Annotated in this window: 15 protein-coding genes; 4 read left to right on the top strand and 11 right to left on the bottom strand. The window is 62.1% G+C overall.

All coding sequences use genetic code 11. The features are described from left to right. Positions 1-151: 151 nt before the first annotated feature. The 10 genes from cas2e to cas3 all read right to left on the bottom strand — a co-directional run bounded on the left by cas2e (position 152) and on the right by cas3 (position 10126). Positions 152-454, bottom strand: coding sequence for a type I-E CRISPR-associated endoribonuclease Cas2e (cas2e, locus tag ACCAA_RS16640; protein ID WP_186408377.1), 303 nt, complete (start codon positions 452-454; stop codon positions 152-154). Next, positions 435-1346: a type I-E CRISPR-associated endonuclease Cas1e gene (gene cas1e, locus ACCAA_RS16645; protein ID WP_186408378.1), complete on the bottom strand. Its 912-nt coding sequence runs from the start codon at positions 1344-1346 to the stop codon at positions 435-437. The genes cas2e and cas1e overlap by 20 nt, the downstream gene beginning before the upstream one ends. A gap of 4 nt (positions 1347-1350) precedes the next feature. Further along, on the bottom strand, positions 1351-1851 hold the full coding sequence (locus ACCAA_RS16650) for a PIN domain-containing protein (RefSeq protein ID WP_186408379.1): 501 nt from the start codon (positions 1849-1851) through the stop codon (positions 1351-1353). Continuing rightward, positions 1826-2164 (bottom strand): type II toxin-antitoxin system prevent-host-death family antitoxin, encoded by a 339-nt coding sequence (locus ACCAA_RS16655; protein WP_186408380.1) that lies wholly within the window; start codon positions 2162-2164, stop codon positions 1826-1828. The genes ACCAA_RS16650 and ACCAA_RS16655 overlap by 26 nt, the downstream gene beginning before the upstream one ends. Before the next feature lie 66 nt (positions 2165-2230). After that, a complete protein-coding gene (cas6e, locus tag ACCAA_RS16660; RefSeq protein WP_186408381.1) occupies positions 2231-2950 on the bottom strand; it encodes a type I-E CRISPR-associated protein Cas6/Cse3/CasE in 720 nt (239 codons plus the stop codon). A gap of 1 nt (position 2951) precedes the next feature. Then, positions 2952-3710: a type I-E CRISPR-associated protein Cas5/CasD gene (gene cas5e / locus ACCAA_RS16665; RefSeq protein ID WP_186408382.1), complete on the bottom strand. Its 759-nt coding sequence runs from the start codon at positions 3708-3710 to the stop codon at positions 2952-2954. Between the two features lie 5 nt (positions 3711-3715). Beyond that, complete coding sequence (gene cas7e, locus ACCAA_RS16670) at positions 3716-4774, bottom strand: type I-E CRISPR-associated protein Cas7/Cse4/CasC (protein WP_186408408.1); 1059 nt, start codon at positions 4772-4774, stop codon at positions 3716-3718. Positions 4775-4820: 46 nt separating this feature from the next. Continuing rightward, positions 4821-5387, bottom strand: coding sequence for a type I-E CRISPR-associated protein Cse2/CasB (gene casB / locus ACCAA_RS16675; protein WP_186408383.1), 567 nt, complete (start codon positions 5385-5387; stop codon positions 4821-4823). A gap of 9 nt (positions 5388-5396) precedes the next feature. Beyond that, positions 5397-7010, bottom strand: a complete 1614-nt coding sequence (gene casA / locus ACCAA_RS16680; RefSeq protein ID WP_186408384.1) for a type I-E CRISPR-associated protein Cse1/CasA — start codon at positions 7008-7010, stop codon at positions 5397-5399. 308 nt (positions 7011-7318) lie between these two features. Further along, on the bottom strand, positions 7319-10126 hold the full coding sequence (gene cas3 / locus ACCAA_RS16685) for a CRISPR-associated helicase Cas3' (RefSeq protein ID WP_186408385.1): 2808 nt from the start codon (positions 10124-10126) through the stop codon (positions 7319-7321). 198 nt (positions 10127-10324) lie between these two features. On the opposite strand from cas3, the gene ACCAA_RS16690 reads away from it, so the two are divergent. Further along, positions 10325-10612, top strand: coding sequence for a hypothetical protein (locus ACCAA_RS16690; protein ID WP_186408386.1), 288 nt, complete (start codon positions 10325-10327; stop codon positions 10610-10612). A gap of 48 nt (positions 10613-10660) precedes the next feature. On the opposite strand, the gene fnr is transcribed toward ACCAA_RS16690, so the two are convergent. Then, positions 10661-11404: a fumarate/nitrate reduction transcriptional regulator Fnr gene (fnr, locus tag ACCAA_RS16695; RefSeq protein ID WP_186408387.1), complete on the bottom strand. Its 744-nt coding sequence runs from the start codon at positions 11402-11404 to the stop codon at positions 10661-10663. Between the two features lie 96 nt (positions 11405-11500). Here fnr and hemN point away from each other — a divergent pair, with 96 nt between their 5' ends. The 3 genes from hemN (at position 11501) to ACCAA_RS16710 (ending at position 17802) form a co-directional block, all read left to right on the top strand. After that, positions 11501-12898: an oxygen-independent coproporphyrinogen III oxidase gene (gene hemN / locus ACCAA_RS16700; protein ID WP_186408388.1), complete on the top strand. Its 1398-nt coding sequence runs from the start codon at positions 11501-11503 to the stop codon at positions 12896-12898. Positions 12899-13030: 132 nt separating this feature from the next. Beyond that, positions 13031-14293 (top strand): metallophosphoesterase family protein, encoded by a 1263-nt coding sequence (locus tag ACCAA_RS16705; protein ID WP_186408389.1) that lies wholly within the window; start codon positions 13031-13033, stop codon positions 14291-14293. Continuing rightward, the gene (locus tag ACCAA_RS16710) at positions 14293-17802 is read left to right on the top strand and encodes a YhaN family protein (RefSeq protein WP_186408390.1); all 3510 of its coding nucleotides are present in this window, start codon (positions 14293-14295) and stop codon (positions 17800-17802) included. The genes ACCAA_RS16705 and ACCAA_RS16710 overlap by 1 nt, the downstream gene beginning before the upstream one ends. The last annotated feature ends 28 nt before the right edge of the window (positions 17803-17830 follow it).

The following is a 17830-nucleotide window of genomic DNA, read 5'->3' on the forward strand; positions in this document are numbered from 1 at the left end:
TGCCCTTCTCGCCGCCAATTACTGCCGCCAGATTTATGCGGATTTACTCCGCCGGCAACACCTATGAATCAATGAAGGAATTCAGCAGGTCAAAATTCTACCAAATATTGCACCGCAACATGAAGCTCTTTTTGGGGCGATTTCTGAATTGTTAAAGAGCATCGCCGACGCCGTCCACCGGCAGGAAAGACACCAGTTGGGCGCCATCGAAATCGACCGGAATGCGCCGGTTCGTCCCCAGGGTCACGAAGTCGAAGCCGGCCTCGTTGCTGGCGCGCCAGGCCATGACCGCATTGCCGTCCTGGCCGATGCCGGCTTCCACCTGGTCCCAGATGAACTCCCGCACGCGGTTGGAGTAGTTGCCGACATAGACGCCAGCGCGGATTTCCAGCAGCCAGACGGCGAGCCGACCGCGCAGACGAGGCGGCGCGTTTTCAAGCACGATGACCAGCATCGCCTAAACTCTCCGGATTCGGGATGGCGGGACCGACGGCATCTTCTGGCGCCTCCGGCGGCAGCACGCCGCCGGCGGAAAGCATCTCCTCGATGCTGGGAATGATACGTTCCAGCAGTTTCGTTTGGCGGAAGATGTCACGGCAGGCAAGTCGTACCGCCCGCTCCGGGTTGGGGCCGGGGGTCGCGGCGACCTTGAAGGCGGCGGGAACGACGGTATCGAATTTGTACACATCGGCCACATCATAGACGAAGGACAGCGCCTTGCCGGTGTGGATGAATCCCACCGCCGGTGCATAGCCCGCTGCCAACACCGCCGCTTCCGTCACGCCATAGAGGCAGGCGGTGGCGGCGGACAGACAGCGGTTGGGCAGATCGCCCGCGTCCCATTCCTTCACGTCATAGTTGCGGGCCCTCCACTCGACACCGAAGCGCGCCGCCAGACGTTTGTAGATTTCGCGTACCCGCGCCCCCTCTATGCCACGCAACTGCTCAACCGAACGTCGTTCCGGCGGTTTCTCGCCGAAGCGGATTTCGTACATCTTGCGCACCACTTTGAGCCGCAAGTCCGGCTCCAGCGCCAACCGGGCCTGGTAGAGCAGCCGGTCGGCGCGGGCGCCGCCGGGTTGGCCGGCGGAATAGAGCCGGACTCCGGCTTCGCCCACCCACACCAGCAACGTTCCCACGTGGCCCGCGAGCGCCGCTGCCATGTGGGAAACCCGTGTTCCCGGCTCCAGCATCAGGCAGGCGACGCCGCCAATGGGAATGTGGGTGCGAACGCCCTTGATATCGATGACGACAAAGGCGCCGTCGATCACATCCAGGTTGCCTTTCTCGACAAACAGGACTGATAGACGCTCCTTGATGGGAATGGGTTTGAGGGGTGGCAGCATGGGTTCAGTCTGTGCACTCTCCGGCCGCGGCCAGCATTCCCGACCTCAGGCTTGGCGAAATGTAATAGCCCACCGCGCACAGGCGCTCCATCAGAGGTGCCAACCGTTGCACGTGGCCAGCCCGTTTTCCCAGGAGCAGCAAGCCGCAGACACCGATCACCTGCAAGCCCAGCGCCTGGGCGGAACGTCGCCCTTGCCGCTCGTCAATCAGAATTTCCGCATCGCGTGCCAGCGCACTGGCAATAGCAGCGGTCTCCCCAGGGTCCAATTTTGTGGCTCTCACTTCCTCTGACGGAACGTCAGCCGGTATCCGGCACAGCACCCCCGACGCCACAGCCTGCCGAATCGCGGCAGCATCCTCACACTGTGACTGGGCCAGACATTCGTTGAAAACGGCTTCCGGTACGAGTACTTGGCCGAATAATTGCCCAGGCAGCCCGAGCAGGCCAAGTTTGGCCAAGGCAATCAGCGGCCCACTGTCAACGACGAGCAAGCTCTTCGACATGGGCCAACTCGGCTTCCAGTTCATCTGCCGAAAGGCGAACCACCGACACGCCCTGGGCGGAACAAAATTCCATGAATTCCCCAAGCAACATGCCGGCGATCTTCGCTGCCTGACGCAAGGTAATCGCCTCGTCGTCAAACAGCTTCACCGCCAATGCGGCCAGAACGCCTTTATGCAAAACCTTTTCGTCGAACGGCACGGCGATGAATACCGGGGTGCCATGCTTGGTGACAATGGACAACTCTCCGTCCTCCGCCCCCCGGATCAACTCCCCGGTACGCTCGCGCAGGTCTCGGACTGTGAAGGTTTGCATGATGCTCTCCCGGAAATGGTTTGTGCCATCAAACGATAGCACAAATCTTGCTGCCGACTCCCCGCCTCAAACCCGCCGCACCAGAAGCAGGCCGCAGCCGAAGGCTTTGGCGTGGCCTATGCCTTCGCGCAGGGTCTTACCGAACAAATTGGGGTCCGTCACGGTCAGCTCGCCGCTGAAATCCACGGTGGAAATTCGCAACTGCCCTTCTTTCTTGCTACCGTGCTGCTGGTAGGCTTCCACCGCTAGGCACTTCTGGTCAACGGCAAACCCGCGCAGAGGAGCGCGATCACTGAGCCAAGCGCCGGCATGTTCTTGCACCAACTCGTACAACTCCGGCCGTGGGTCTGGACTGCCGTCCGGCTGGATGCGGTCGGGTTTCCAGTCTTCCCATTTGTTCAACCCCCTTTCGACGAGCAGTGTTTTCTTGGCTTCGATCACGACATCGTGCCGCGTTCGCTTGCCGGTTCGGCTATGGGTAACGACGGGGTTGGCACGAAGCTCGAATTGCAGCCGGTCTCCAATTTCCAGGACCGGGGCGTAGTCCCGGGGATGAATCAGCCAGGCATCGGCAGCGGGTACAGGCGGGCGCTGGGAGACAACGTAGAAACGGGGCAGTCCATCCGCATCCCGACGGCGAAACAGGAAGTCCCGCGGGCTGCCCGCTTCCGCTGGGAAGAACCGCCACAACCATTGGTGCTCGACGTAAGGGCCTGCCGAACGCGCCCAGGCGTGGGCCGCTTCCCGTTCCCGGCCGGGGACGGGGGTGATCAGGCTGAAATACATGTCAGGACTCCTCTGCCAACAGCGCAATATGCTCGATCCGGTCGCCGAATTGCCAACTGCGGCGGCGGATCAGGCGGTCCTTGCGGCGGGTGCTCAAGTGGATGTTTGCCCCCGCCGCTACGCCTTCCGACCAGGCCAGCTTGCGTATCGGCGCCAGTTCTTCCAGCGGTGGGCGGCCTTTCCTGTCCAGGTGCTTCCGGCGCTCAGCTTCAATCTGTGCCCGGTAGGCTTCCATGGCGGACAGCGCCGAATCGGCCGCGAGCACGAGCGGATGCAAGGGTGCGGCGGGCGGGCACGATTTACGGCCCAGGTAAAGCACGAAATGCGGCTTTTGCAAGGCCTCCGCCAGTTCCGCCAGGGTACGGGGCGCACCGTCGAAGGCCTGCACCGCCACCAGCGAGGCGGCGTCCTGCCGGTAATCACGGGTGGACAGAATGGTGTGCAGATCGGATTTTGGCACCGCCAGTTCGTCCCGACGCGTGGCGTGAGGACGCTTTTTCAACGCCGTCTGGCCGGGCACCTGGGCCGTGTGATAGTCGCGCAACAGGTGGCCGCCAGATTGGATGCCAACGGCAAAGCCGTAGCTCGCGGCCAGGGCGGCATGGGCAGCTTCCTCCTCCCGCCGCAGGCCCAGGGCGGCGCCAAGCAGACCGACCAGGGCCGATTGGCCGGGATAGTCGATGCTGGGCCGGTATTCTCCGACCGCCGTATCGCCCCAAGACGCCAAAGGCGCTTGTAGTTGAAAAATCAGGAAGTCCATGGCCATCATTCCTGGACAAATGCTACCAGTTCGGCCAGCGAGCCCTCGCCGGTTTCGACGTTGAACTTATAGCGGTCATCGGCGCAGGCGCCATAGACCTTGTCGAAATTCACGTAGCGGCGTTCGAGTTCCTTGACCGACTTTTCCAGCATGTCTTCATTCTCGAATGGCTTGACCGGCTTCAGGAAAGCCTGGGCCAGGGATCTGGGTTGCTGGTCTCCCCTCTCGGCCAGGACATAGCTGGCGTAAGAGCGGGAAGCATGGCTGTTCTGCATGCCCGTGGGGGCAATCTTGGTCAAGGCATGGAGAAAGGCTTCCAGACTCTTGGCCGTCAGTTCCGCGTCCCCGCCCAAGTTCGCCTGGAGGAGTTCCCGGTTGATGCAGACATAAAGGTAGAACAGGCCGGCGCCGTAGCCGCGTTCGCCAATGTGGGCGGCTCCCTTGTCGGTCTTGTTCAGATCATCCACGGCGCTAAAATAATCGTCTTCCACCACGGATTTGTGGACGGTGATGGCGTGGGACACCTGGACCGCGGCTTCGACGTTGAACAGCGGGTTGTCCGCCAGCATGCGACCGAACATAGCGATGTCGGCTGCTTGTTGGGGTTTGCGCAGAAGCTTCAATTCCTCATCGGTGGGTGCGCTGTTGCGTGCGGCGCAGGCCTGCACCAGAGACTCGATGGCGGCTTGCTCCTCCGTCCCGAAATGGGCAAGCTGCTCAATTTCCAGGTCTTCGTCATTTTCGGTTTTCTTGTCGGACTTGATCTTGCCGAACTGGCCCGCGATGCTACGCGCCCATTCCCGGGCGGCCTTTTCGGCGCTGCCGGCCTTCTTCAGCGCGTCAAAGACTTCCCTGCCCATGCGCTTGGTCCGGGTGCCGACATGCCCCGCAAGGGCGGTGGTGAAAATGTCCGAGGTTCTCCAGGCGCGCTTCTGGCTCTGGGAAGAAATTCGCAAGCGGGTTGCGTCGCCCACCAGGGCGGTCTTGGGCCGGCCGGTGTCGTCACGGTTGAGGTTGGAGGGCGGATAGTTGGTCAGGACATGCAACTGGACAAAGCGCGACATTTTCTTCTCCTGTAAATTGGAAAGCGCGTAAAGGGGGCTAGGCTTTTTACTGCTTGGTCTTATCGGGCCATTGGTATGCGTAGGCCCATCGTTTTTTGACTGAGTCACTCCATGAGAGAACGTCGTCGGCTAGCGCCAGGATGTCCAAAGCCTTGCCATCCACTGTCTTGACCAAGAGCGGCAATACGCGGCGCAGGCCGGTGAACAAATCTTCCAGGTCCGGGGAGTCGAGCAATCGCAAAAAACGTAGCTCGCTGACGACCGGGCGATCCGTTTCTTTTTTTCTAACGCTCATGGCTTCAGGGAGTGAAAGAACGCCGTTTTTTTGTTTCTTCCCGTCCACATCCCCTCGCACATGAGCCAAAAGGGCAACTAACGCCGCCAAATGGTCATTGCGATATGCAGGGGCATTCTCAGGCCATCCGACATTTAGTAGCCGGCGATATAGGCGCTGGTAGGGGGCACTGAGCGCAACTGACGTAACGGAATCAGCCCGCCTAAGGATGGCGCGGCTGGCCCGGTCGTCCTCCAGGTCTTTCCACCACTCAAGTAAACAGCCGCCGAGAGCGGTTGGCCGCAAATTGCCGACTTCCTTGTCATACCAGTTGAACATGTTTTTTCCTTACGCAGCCTTCCTGGCTGCCTTGGTTGGCTTTTTTTCGGGGACGGGGAGGCCCAAGGCCCCAAGCAGCTTGGGGCCGCGCAGGTTCCTCTTGAGTTGGGTGTGGGCTTCGGCGATGCGGCGAGGATTCTGCCGCTCCACCTGGCCGGCGCCGACAAATTCTCCATCGAACAATCGCTCGGCAGTGTGCAGGAGAACCTGGTGCCAAGCCTGGCGCGCAGGAAGGGCATCTCGCTCGATAGCTTGTCTTTCACGGTCGATCAGGGCTTGCAACTGGCGATAGAAGGCGTCCTCGGTCCGGCTCCAGAAGGCTGCGTCCACCGCGCTGAAATCGCCCCGTGCATCGGCGCTGAACCAGGCGTCTTTCACTGCGCCGCGCAAATAGCTGGCGGCCAGGTCGGCGCTGGCCAACCACAACCCGACCTCATCCCGTATCCGCTCCAGAGCCCCGGATGCGCACTCGGCCAGGTCGTAAAGCGGCACGACGGATTCGTACCAGCAACGGGCCTTCATGTTGTCCATGTCGTAACCGAAGGCCCAGAGCCGCAAACCGCCGCCGAGTTGGCTGTGGCGGTGATCCAGCGCATGGCTGACAATGCGGGCCGCCCGCTGCTTCTTTTTGTCCGAAGTTTGGCCCAGCACCCAGGCCAGCCAGTGGCGATAACCCAGACCGCCGGGCTGGGGATGGAGCGGCAACTCGCCATCCTTGGCCTCGTAGTAAGGCGACAAAGGGTGATTCCAGGCGCCTTTGTAGTTGAGGCCGTAGTTCTTGGTCGCGTATTGACGGATCAGCCGGTCCGATTCGCGCCCGCAGATACTGCATTGCCCGCTGGCAACCGCATCAAGGTCGAGGCGGACGCGGCGCGGCATGGCCCAGAACAGATGATCGGGATGTACTTGCGCCGGAGCCGTTTCGCCGCTCTCCTTCTGGATGGCGCTCATGTCGGCGAGCCAGGGAAAGCGGAGGTGCTCGCCCACCTTTCCGGCGTCGCCACAAGAGGCGAGGAAGACTGAGCGCTCCTGCACGTTCAGCCACAGATCGCGCCACAGACCTCCGGGCGGTTGGCCAACGAGGAGCGTGGTGAGCGGGCCACCGCCGCGCAGGCCAGTGCGATGACCGACACCGCCAGACGGCGCATTGAGTTGCAGGGTCTGCAAGGCGGTGGCTGCGCAAGCCGGGCAAAGGGAAGCAGCTTGACCACGTTTGACGAAGTGGTCGCTGTTGTTTTTCAGGGCATTCTCGCCGGGCATTTCAATCAGCAGAGCACCGATGTCATTGACCGTACCATCGTCGGCCTTGAGAGTGAAATCCTGCATGAACCGCGCTCCGGCGCCGTCGAACTCGAAGGCCTTCAACACCGGCGCAAACCATTCCGCCAAGCTGGCCGCGTTCGGCGGGGTGGCCAGCAGCTTGCGCCACTGACTGGCGCTATCCGCCGGGGTGGTAGTTTGCAGCAGTCCGATGGCGAACTGGGCCAGGGCGCCATTGAAGTCCGGCCGGTCGGCGTCGAAGGCGACGATTTCCGTGTCGGAAAACCGGGTAGGTGCGATCCATTCCCGGCTGCCGTCGCGGCGGCGTACCGGAATCCAGGGTTCATTGAGCAGCAGATTCATGGTGTCTCCCGAGGTGAAGTGTGACGGAGCGGTTTTGGAGGCCGCCTTTCCGCTTTCAGCGGCGATTGCCTGACTTTTGGAGGATCAAGGAGTCCACGCGTTGGTGTGGCGGGTGTCACAGCGCGCATGTTATGTGAGGTTGCTAGCAGAGTCAATAACGTTTTGAAGGGTGAAGGTTTTTCAAATAACAAAAAAGAAGTCCATTTTGCTCAGCTCATGTTTGTGAGAAACTCGCGCCGTTCCCCGCACGTGCGGGGATGAACCGGGTGATGGCTTTTCAATCGGCTATATGCGATCTCGTTCCTCGCCTAAGCGGGGCTTGCGCCGGACAGAACATCGTTCGGCGCTTGCACTTCAACCAATCCCAGTTCGCTGCTGTATCGCCAAACTTTTTCCTGGGCAGCCTTCCCTTCCTCTGGCCGACTAAGCGCTTTTCCGATCCACTCGCCCGCTACCTCGTCAAGTGGCAGCAGCACCGACCATTTCCCCTTACCTGGCAAACTGAGCAGCAACTGATCGACAGCGGCTTTCCTGACGGGGTCGGTTTCCTCGAATGAAGCGGCAATCAGTCTTTCCGCCATGCGCAGGCTGCTGTAGGCCCAGGCGTGGCGTCCGCCTTCATACCCGGCCCAGGGGCAAAGTTGCCCGCCTTCCCAGCGGACGAGCACGACGGTGGTAGTGGCCTCGCCCAAGCGCGAAGGCGTTTTCGCTTCGCTCCACCAGTCGATTACGTCGCTGCGGACATAGCCGGCTTCGCGCTTGACGATGTTGCGCTGTGCTTCGCTCATCTGGCCGTAGCGTTCGCCTTCGGCCCGGTTGGCGTTGGCTTCCAGGCCCTTTGGGATATCGGCGTCAGGGCCGAAGACACTTTCGATCAGCGGGCGAGCGCCGCCGGGCATGGCAATGCTTCCCTGGCGCAAGGCCTTGGCGGTCAGCCATAACTGGCCGTGGTGGGGATAGACGCCCGCCGCCTTGGGCAGGAATTCCTTGAACCACCGGGCGTGCGGCTCATCCGACCAGGCCGGGCCGAAGACCCACAGGCAGGGAGTGCCGCGCTGGTCTCGAGCGGCGAGGTCGGCAAGACGCATCCCTATTGGGTCGCGCGGGTGCCTTTGCAGTCGCCCGGCCCGCTGGATCAGGCGGTCTATGGGCGCCAGGTCGCTGACGACGAGATCCCAGTCCGCGTCCAGGCTTTGCTCGGCTACCTGAGTGGCGATGACCAGCTTGCCGGCCCTGCTTTTCGGGTTGCTGTCCTTGCCGAAACTCTCCAGGATGTCCTGCTCGGTGCCCAACCGGTCGACATAGGCAAAGCGGCCATGGAACAGGGTGAGCCGCTCCGGTGGCAACTTTTCAGTGAATTTTGCATGGGCGGCCAAGGCGTCGAAGACGGTATTGCGCATCCAGCACACGCACTTGCCTGCCGCCAGGGCTTGTTCAATGGCGACAATGACTTCGGACTCTTCGGAAACATAGCGCACGGCCAGTTCCCGGCAGATATCGGGTCGAGTCGCCAAGGGCGTTTCCTGGAGGAGGTCGGGCGCGGCACTGTGCCAGGCGCACACAACCGGATAGGCGGATTCCCGGATTCGGGGTACGGCCTGACCGCGTCCGCGGGCAAACGCATCCAGCAGGGATTGCTTCATCCGTTCCGGCAGGGTGGCGGAGAGAAGGATCGCGCTGCCGCCGGCCTGGGCGTGAAACTCCAGCAGGGTTTCCAGTACTCTCTGCATGTAGGGGTCGCAGGCGTGCACTTCGTCCACCACCAGCACCTTGCGCAACAGGCCGAGCAGGCGCAAGGACTGATGCTTGCTGTGCAGGACCGCCAGCAGGGCTTGATCCACCGTCCCGACGCCGGCGGGAGCTAGGAGGGCGCTCTTGTTGCGGTCGGCGAGCCAGGCGGCGCAGCGGGCGCTGGCGGTTTCGTCGAGTTGCCGGCGGTCTTCTTCGTCCGGTCCGGGCCTGAAGACGGACTTGGCGAAGTAATCCACGAGCTTGCGCTGGCCATGGGCGAGTACCAAGCTGGCGAACCCAACAAACAAGCGCTCTTGGACCTGGTCAATGCGCCTGTACATGGCGTTGGCGGTGGCCATCGTCGGCAAGCCGATGAAAAACCCATCGGCGCAGCCGCCAGCCATGAGCCGGTGGGCAAGCATCACTGCCGCCTCTGTCTTGCCCGCGCCGGTGACATCTTCGAGCAGGTAAATCTGCGGCCCCGCGGAGAGATCTGCTCGGCATACCCACTCCTGGAGCGGCGAAGGCGTCTCGATGGCGGAAAACAGGTCTGAAAAGCCGAGTTCTTCCTGTCGTCCGGGTGGCAGCACACCGGAAGACTGCAAAGCACGGCGAGCTTGTTTGCGAGCGTAAGCCCAATATTCGGAAAGCGGCTGGGGATCGGTGCGATAGGGGAAGAAGTCGGTATTCGATCCCAGCCAGTCGGCCAGGACGGTCACTCCAGCCACCCACCAGGACAGCAGTTTGCTGGTATGCTCGAACGCTTCCTCATCGAGTCGGCCGGGAATGGCCCGTACCGCATCGGTCAGCAAAAGCTCGGATAAATCGGCGACGAAGCGGGCGATGGCGGCATTATCGTCTCGCCGGTCGAAGTGGCTTTCCCAGAAGTTGTGGCTGGATTCGGGCGGTTGCCCATGGTGGCCGGTAACCGCGCGCAGCCACCAATTGAGCCCATCTGTAGCTTCGGCGCTGCCCTCGCCAAACCAGGATTCCTCCTCTGCCTGGGCGGCGAGAATGTCCCGCCAGTAGAGCCAGCCGAGACTGTCGTGGCGGATACGATAGGGTTTGCCCGGCGCGGGCGGGCGGTCGCGCAAGGCCTGGAACAAGTCCGGCTTCTGCCCCTGGAAGGACTCGGCAAACTTGCCCAGGTCGTGCAGCGCAATCCAGAACGCCAGCCACCGGGGAAGCGAATCTTCGTCCACGTTTCCCAGGGACTGCCGCAGCAAGATTTGCAAAGCCGGGGTTCGCCGCAGGTATTGGTCGGCCACTGCCGCCACGTCCAGACAGTGATAGGCCAGGCTGTGCCAGCCCGGGGAATGGGCTCGGTCCGGCGGCAATTCGCTCGACGCTTTGCCCCAATACGAAAAATACCGCGGATCTGCCATGGCTTTCCCCTTACGCCGGCCAATCGCGTCATATTTGGGGACTCAGCACGTCACCAGAAGACGCAGTCGCAAAATTTCCTGCACCGACCATAGGGATTATGGCATAGGCTAGGATTGAAAGCGTCGAGGACTTGTGTCGCAGGATTGCAGCCGGGAACTCTTGTATTATGTTTTGTAATACAGACGGAGACTTCTGCCATGCGAACCTTGTCCCTGCGCCTCGATGACCAGACCGATGCCTTGCTGCGCGCTTATTGCGCGCGTACCGGGGTCAGCCAGACCGAGGCGGTGAAGTCCGGAATCGCGGCGCTCGTGGCAACCACAAGCCCACCGGCACAAATCGCTGAAGCGCTCGGCCTGGTTGGCTGCTTTGACAGTGGCATCGGTGATCTTGGCCGCAATCATGCGCAACGCCTGCGCGATTCGGCATCTACCGCCTGCCCGGCGGGCAAGGGCTCGACAACCTGCTGGGCCACCTTTGAGTGACGGGCGTGCGCGTCAAGCCGACCACCGCCCGGAAGACTGGCGCGCCGGTCAACTGCGCTGATGGGTCATCAGTTTTCGCAAGCCGTCGGTGTTGAGAATGCGGATCTTTCTTTGATGCACGGCAAGCAGACCGTCTTCCTGGAAACGGGAAAACGCCCGGCTGACGGTTTCGAGTTTGAGACCGAGATAGCTGCCGATCTCGTCACGCGACATCCGCAGGTTGAATTCGGCCGGCGAATAGCCGCGCGCCTTGAAGCGCTGCGACAGGTTGAGGAGAAAAGCCGCCAAGCGCTCCTCGGCGCGCATCGTGCCGAGGAGCATCATGACCCCGTGATCGCGAACGATCTCGCGGCTCATCACCTTGTGGAAGTGATGCTGCAGCGTATGGATCTGCCGCGACAGCCCTTCGAGATGCAAGAAGGGGATCACGCACACTTCGCTGTCTTCCAGCGCGATGGCGTTGCAGGTGTGTACTTCGCTGCTGATGCCGTCGAGGCCGAGCAACTCGCCGGTCATCTGGAAACCCGTGACCTGGTCGCGGCCATCCTCGATCAGCACATCGGTCTTGAAAAAGCCGCTCCGGATCGCGTAGATCGACGCGAAGCCCTGGCCGGCACGGTACAGATGGTCGCCGCGCTTGAGGCGCCGGCGCGTAGACACCAGTTCGTCGAGCTTTTTCAGATCCTCCGGCTCGATGCCGATGGGCAGGCATAGCTCGCGCAGATTGCAGTTCGAACAGGCGGTCTTGACGACCTCGAACGCAAGTCTGGCGGTCGCGGCACTGGTAGGCATGCGAATCCTTTTCACTCAACCCCGCGTTTGATCCACGTCAACCCGATTGATTCTGCGAGGTCCGATAATGAAGACAATGAATAGTCCAATGGAAACATGAACTCCGTCGCTGGCAACCTTGTCTTTGATCCCCAGATCATCCGCCGCTTCGACATCAACGGCCCGCGCTACACGTCGTACCCGACAGCGGACCGTTTTGTGGAAGCGTTTGGTTCGGACGCCTATCAACTCTGGCTCGGCAAGCGCAACATCGGCGCCATCAGCCGACAACTGTCATTGTACTTCCACATTCCGTTCTGTAACACCATCTGCTATTACTGTGCCTGCAACAAGATCATCACCAAGGACCACGGTCGGTCGGCCAAGTACCTGAAGTACCTGGCCAAAGAACTGGCGCTGCAGAGCAGCCATCTCGAGGGCGGCGATCAGGAGGTGGCGCAGTTGCACTGGGGTGGCGGCACGCCAACTTTCCTTTCGCACGATGAAATGCGCCAGTTGATGGCCGCGACGCGCCAACATTTCACGCTGATCGACGGCGGCGAGTACTCGATCGAAGTCGATCCGCGCAAGGTCGATCGGGCGACTGTCAAACTCTTGGGCGAACTCGGCTTCAATCGCATGAGCGTCGGCGTACAGGATTTCGACCCCGGCGTACAACAAGCGGTAAATCGCATCCAGAGTGAGGAGGAAACGGTCGCCGTAATCGACGCGGCGCGTGCGAGCGGTTTCAAGTCGATCAGCGTCGACCTCATCTATGGCCTGCCGAGGCAGACAGTGGCGGGCTTCAGCGACACCCTGGAACGGGTCATCGCCGTCGCTCCGGACCGCGTCTCGATCTACAACTACGCGCATTTGCCCAGCCTCTTCAAACCGCAGAGGCGCATCGTCGAATCCGACATGCCGAGCGCCGACGAGCGTCTGCAGATTCTGGCCCTGGCGATCCGCAAGATGACCGAGGCGGGCTACATTTATATTGGCATGGACCACTTCGCCAAACCCGATGATGAACTGGCTACAGCGCAGCGCCAGGGGCGCCTGCACCGCAACTTCCAGGGCTATTCGACGCATTCGGACTGCGATCTGCTGGCCTTCGGCATCTCGTCGATCAGCAAGGTCGGGCCGACCTACAGCCAGAACGTGAAGACGCTCGACGAGTATTATGATTTGTTGGACAGCGGCACGCTGCCGGTCTACCGGGGCATCGAACTGAACGCCGATGACCTGCTGCGCCGCTCGATCATCCAGTCGCTGATGTGTCACTTCGAACTGTCGATCGAGTCGATCGAAATCGCGCATCTGATCGACTTCAGGAAGTACTTCGCGACCGAACTCGATGATCTGCGCGAAATGGTCGACGCCAGCCTGGTTCGCGTCGACGACAAGTGGATCACCGTTCTGCCGCGCGGACGAATGCTGGTCAGGGCCATTTCAATGGTTTTCGACCGCTACCTGCGCGCCGACCGACAGCGCACCCGCTACTCCAAGGTGATCTGACGCCGACCGGGCAGAGCACTCGCGGCTCGCCAACTTCACTGACCAACGCATCCGCAGCCAAGAGCAGAATAAAAACGCGTTTCGTCGCCAAACCATGAAGGGCATAATGTCGCCTCATTCACGGGAGGAGCGATGCGCTTCATTCATTGCGCTGACATTCATCTCGACAGCCCGCTGCGCGGCCTCGAATTCTACGACGGTGCGCCCGCCGAGGAGATGCGCGGCGCCACACGCCGTGCTTTCGCCAATGTCGTCGACCTGGCCATCGACCGATCGGTCGATTTCGTACTGATCGCCGGCGACATCTTCGACGGCGACTGGCCGGACTTCAACACCGGCCTGTATTTTGCATCCCAACTACGCCGCCTTGCCGAGTCCGATGTCCGCGTCTTCCTGACCTACGGCAACCATGACGCGGTCAGCAAATTGACCAGGTCGGTGCCGCTGCCGAAGAACGTTTTCAGTTTCCCGGCGAATCGTCCGGCCACTGAAGTGATCGAGTCGCTGGGTGTGGCGATCCACGGGCAAAGCTTTGCCTCCGAGGCCGTGAGTACCGATCTTTCCGCCGCCTATCCCGCAGCGCGCAATGGGCTGCTCAATATCGGCGTTCTGCACACATCCTTGTCCGGACGCGAGGGACACCAACCCTACGCGCCGACAACGGCTGATCGCCTGACCGACAAGGCTTACGACTACTGGGCGCTGGGTCACGTGCACACGCGCGAAATCGTCCGTGAATCGCCCTGGATCGTCTTCCCCGGCAACACGCAGGGGCGGCACGCTCGTGAAACCGGCGCCAAAGGCTGCATGGTCGTCGAAGCAGAGCCGGGCGTAGGCATTCGCTCAGTCGACTTCGTTCCGACCGACGTGGCCCGCTGGCATCACCTGACTGTAGATATCGCCGCGCTGTCGTCCGCGGACGATCTCCACGCCGCCGTGCAGGCCGAAGTACGTGCGGCGCAGCTAGCCGCCGAAGACCGGATTCTCGCGCTGCGCCTGACGCTCGCCGGGCGTGGGCCGCTGCATCAGGTCATTGTTTCGAATAGAGAAGCGATTCGGGCACAGCTCTCGGCCTCGGTTGGCGAAGCGTCAGCCGGAATGGCCTGGCTCGAAAAAGTCCGGATCAAGGTCACTGCACCGCTGGATCTACCGCGCCTCGCCGAGCGCGATGATCCGATCGGCTTGCTGATCCGCTCGATCGAATCCCTGGCCGCGGAGCCGAGAACGCTCCACTCGCTGGCCGAGTCGGTGCTTTCCGAACTTGCCCAAAAGCTCCCGCCTGAATTGCGCGGGTCCGAGAGTGCCTGGGCACTCGATTCTCCCGAGGCCCTGGCCGACGCGCTGGCCAACGCCAGGGAACGTCTGCTGGCGACGATCGCTGCCGAGGACGCCTGATGAGGATCGAGCAGATCGATCTCCGGGCGTATGGCCATTTCAACAACCAGCGTTTGCTGCTCGGCGGTGGCGCGAATCTGCACATCATTTGCGGTCCGAACGAGGCCGGCAAGACGACGCTCTGGCGAGCAATCAATGGCGCGCTGTTCGGCATCGCTGAGCGTACGCAGGACGCTTTCCTGCACGAGGCGAGGAAGCTGCGCGTCGGTCTCTCTCTGCGCGCTCGTTCCGGCGAGCGCCTGGCGGTCATGCGCCGCAAGGGGCGGGTCAATACCCTGCTCAAGTACGATCCGGCGAGCGGCAACGAGTTAGCCGAAACGGTCCCCGAAGACCGTCTGCGCGACTGGCTCGGCGGCCTCAGTCAGGGGCTCTTCCTGGCCATGTTCAGCCTCGACCACGACGCGCTGGTGCGCGGTGGTGAAGCGTTGGCGCAAGGCAGGGGCGATGCCGGCGAGAGCCTCTTCGAAGCTGGCGCGGGTCTGACTTCGATCCGCGCTCTGCGTGCCAGGCTCGATCGCGAAGCGGAAACCCTGTTCAAACCACGCGCATCGACATCGGCCATCTACCGGGCACTGGCGGACTACGAGGCAAGCAGGCGGCAGGCGAAGGACGCCGCAGTGCGGCCGGCGGAATGGAGCGCGGCCAGGTCGGCGATGGACGCGGCGAGCAAGGACTACGAAGCCGTTCGTGTCGAACAGGCCAGCCTGCAGAAGGAAGCCCGTCGGCTCGAGCGGCTGGCTGCGATTCTCCCGGACGTGGCGGCGCTCGAACTCGCGCAACAGCAGCTCGCGGAACTCGCCAGCGTACCCATGCTCCCGCCTTCGGCGCCGACCGAACGAGTAGCTGCGGTCACCAAGAAAGCTGAAGCCCTCGGCGCCGAACGCACAGCCTCGCAACGCTTGCAGCAGCATCAGACGGACCTGGCGGCAATTCAGATCAACGACGCCGTGCTCGCCGATGCCGAGGCCATCGAAGCGATTCACCACGCGACCAATGCCTACCGCGATGCGGGAGTTCAATCCGCCAAGGCCGACGCCGCGATCGCCGCGGCGCAGAGCGACTTTGATTTCATCCTCAGACAAATCGTTGGCGACGACAAGCCCATCGATCCGCTGCAATGGCTCCCGGATCCGACCCGGACGGCAAAGGTCCGCGCCTTGATCACCTCGGGCGCGACGCTCAAGGCCACGCATAAAGCCCATCTCAGGACTCAGCGCGAGAAGAAACTCGAAGTCGACCAGCTCGACGCGGAAATCCTCAGCCTGGCGCACGAGGACTGCGCCGAGGATTTGGGCGCCTACCTGGACTCGATCGCTGATCACGGCGACCCGGAAGCGCGAGCACAGCAACTCGAAGACGAAGCGGCCGCTGCGGCAGCGAAGCTCGACAGCGAAGCCCGTGGGCTGAAAATGCCTTCGGCAGAATCCGTGGCGCAAACGACACTCCCGCTGGATGCCGAACTGCAATCCTGCAAGTCAGCGGACGAGGAATTGCGCCGCCGAACGCGTTCGATCCGTGAGGCGATCGAAAAGATCGAGAACGATCTCGCCGCCTTGCAGGGCGATATCAAGGGGCTGGAAGTACGCGGCGACGTGCCGACCCGAGAAGCCGTCGTCGGCGAGCGCGACACGCGCAACGCGCTCTGGCTTGGCATTCGCCGGCATTTCATGCCGACCACGGGCGAACCCGTGCCAACCGATCCACCGCCCCCGGCCGAACGCTACGAGCATGCCGTCACCTGCGCCGATGACGCTGCTGACGGATTGTTCGCCGATGCCGAACGAGCCACCCGTTACGCCGAGTTTCGGGTGCGCGAAGCGCAGATGCAAAACGGCCTCGGCCTGGAAAGGGAACGCGGCGCTTCGGTCGCCAGGGAACAGGAAGATCTCGATCAGAGCTGGACCGCATTGCTCTCGGCGCACAGCCTGCCGTCGCTGAAAATCACCGAAGCGCTGCAATGGGTCGCCAAGCGGGAAGCCTTCCTGCAGAAGTTTGCTGCCCATCAGACGAAGCAGCAGGAGGCACAGCAGCGCCGCACGCTCGCTCAGGACATCCGTACGCGGCTCTGCGAAATCCATGCCCTGATGAACCGGCCCGCCCCGGCAGCGACCGAGCGGATCTCCGAAATTCTGGCACGAGCGCGGGCCGTTGCCAAACGGCACGCCGAGCAGCTTGCTCAGCGCCAACTGAAAGCAAGCCACCGGGCGAAAGCTGATGCCGCCTTGAAACACGCCGTCGCCGCCGCATCTGCGAGCGGCGCTCAACTGGACGCCTGGACTACACAGTGGGGCGCAGCGATGGCGGCGATTCGTCTCGCCGGCGAGGCGAGCGAAGAAGAGGCGAGCGCCAGACTCCAGCAATGGCTGGATCTCACCCAGGCCCACGACACGCTGGACCGATCAAGAAGCGAGCAGCGCAGTGCCCGGATCCAGATCGACGACTACGAATCCCGCCTGCTCAGGACCTGGCAAGGTATCCGCGGCGGGGTACTGCCAGCCGACGGACGTAGCCATGATCTGCTGGCAGCCGATCTCTATCGCGAACTGACGCTCACGCGCTCACTGCAGGAGAAGAAGAACACCCTGACCCAGCAGATTGTCGATGATCAGCAGGCCGTCGACGAAGCTCGCCAGTCAGCAGTAGACGCCACGCTGGCCATCGACAAGCTTCTTCTGCTTGCCGGCGGCGTCACTGTCGATCGTCTTGAACTGGTCGAGGGACAAAGCGCGCAACGTTCCGCACTGACGGCTGAAGTCCGTGAAATAGAGACCCGGCTGGTCAAGTCTGCCGGCCTGCCGCTGGCAGAAGTACTCAAGCAGGCGGCCGGCCAGGACCCCGATGCCGTTGCCGATGCGCTCAACGACAGCGGACAGGAGAATGAGCTGAAAGCCGCTGCCGTGCAGCAGCGGCATGAAAGCTACCTCGCCGCCAGGCAGACCTTCGACAGAATGGATGGCTCGGCCGCAGCCGCCGATGCGCAGCAAAAAACCGCGCAGCACGCGGCACGGATTGTTGAGCTGAGCGCCGACTATGCCGCATCGCGGATCGCATCGGCGGTACTCGCACAAGTGATCGACACCTACCAGAAGCGCAACCAGGGGCCGCTGATCGAGCAAGCGTCAAAGCGCTTTGCGATCATCACGTCCGGCCGCTATAGCGGCATTGTCATCGACTACGACGAAGACAAACAAATCCTCAAGGCCGTGCGCGCCGATGGTGAACGCCTGAGCATGGAACAACTGAGCACCGGCCGCCGAGACCAGCTCTTTCTGGCGCTGCGACTCGCCGCCATCGAAGGCCACGTCGGCAACGGCGAACCCTTGCCGGTCATTGTCGACGACATCATGATCCAGTTTGACGATGAAGCCGCCGCCGCTACCTTCAAGGTGCTCGCCGACCTGTCGCAGCGCACACAGGTGCTTTTTTTGACGCATCACGCGCATTTGCTCGACGTCGCCGAAACGTCCATTGGCGCCGGCGCCTACCAGGCGCATCGTTTGTCGGCGTAATTGCAGATTTCCTGATCTCGAAGGAAAT

The organism is Candidatus Accumulibacter aalborgensis, assembly GCF_900089955.1.
Taxonomy (GTDB): domain Bacteria; phylum Pseudomonadota; class Gammaproteobacteria; order Burkholderiales; family Rhodocyclaceae; genus Accumulibacter; species Accumulibacter aalborgensis.

Bases quoted from the DNA above. Each gene is read 5' to 3' on its own strand.
- cas2e (WP_186408377.1), bottom strand. From the start codon at position 454: ATGCTGGTCATCGTGCTTGAAAACGCGCCGCCTCGTCTGCGCGGTCGG.
- cas1e (WP_186408378.1), bottom strand. From the start codon at position 1,346: ATGCTGCCACCCCTCAAACCCATTCCCATCAAGGAGCGTCTATCAGTC.
- ACCAA_RS16650 (WP_186408379.1), bottom strand. From the start codon at position 1,851: ATGTCGAAGAGCTTGCTCGTCGTTGACAGTGGGCCGCTGATTGCCTTG.
- ACCAA_RS16655 (WP_186408380.1), bottom strand. From the start codon at position 2,164: ATGCAAACCTTCACAGTCCGAGACCTGCGCGAGCGTACCGGGGAGTTG.
- cas6e (WP_186408381.1), bottom strand. From the start codon at position 2,950: ATGTATTTCAGCCTGATCACCCCCGTCCCCGGCCGGGAACGGGAAGCG.
- cas5e (WP_186408382.1), bottom strand. From the start codon at position 3,710: ATGGACTTCCTGATTTTTCAACTACAAGCGCCTTTGGCGTCTTGGGGC.
- cas7e (WP_186408408.1), bottom strand. From the start codon at position 4,774: ATGTCGCGCTTTGTCCAGTTGCATGTCCTGACCAACTATCCGCCCTCC.
- casB (WP_186408383.1), bottom strand. From the start codon at position 5,387: ATGTTCAACTGGTATGACAAGGAAGTCGGCAATTTGCGGCCAACCGCT.
- casA (WP_186408384.1), bottom strand. From the start codon at position 7,010: ATGAATCTGCTGCTCAATGAACCCTGGATTCCGGTACGCCGCCGCGAC.
- cas3 (WP_186408385.1), bottom strand. From the start codon at position 10,126: ATGGCAGATCCGCGGTATTTTTCGTATTGGGGCAAAGCGTCGAGCGAA.
- ACCAA_RS16690 (WP_186408386.1), top strand. From the start codon at position 10,325: ATGCGAACCTTGTCCCTGCGCCTCGATGACCAGACCGATGCCTTGCTG.
- fnr (WP_186408387.1), bottom strand. From the start codon at position 11,404: ATGCCTACCAGTGCCGCGACCGCCAGACTTGCGTTCGAGGTCGTCAAG.
- hemN (WP_186408388.1), top strand. From the start codon at position 11,501: ATGAACTCCGTCGCTGGCAACCTTGTCTTTGATCCCCAGATCATCCGC.
- ACCAA_RS16705 (WP_186408389.1), top strand. From the start codon at position 13,031: ATGCGCTTCATTCATTGCGCTGACATTCATCTCGACAGCCCGCTGCGC.
- ACCAA_RS16710 (WP_186408390.1), top strand. From the start codon at position 14,293: ATGAGGATCGAGCAGATCGATCTCCGGGCGTATGGCCATTTCAACAAC.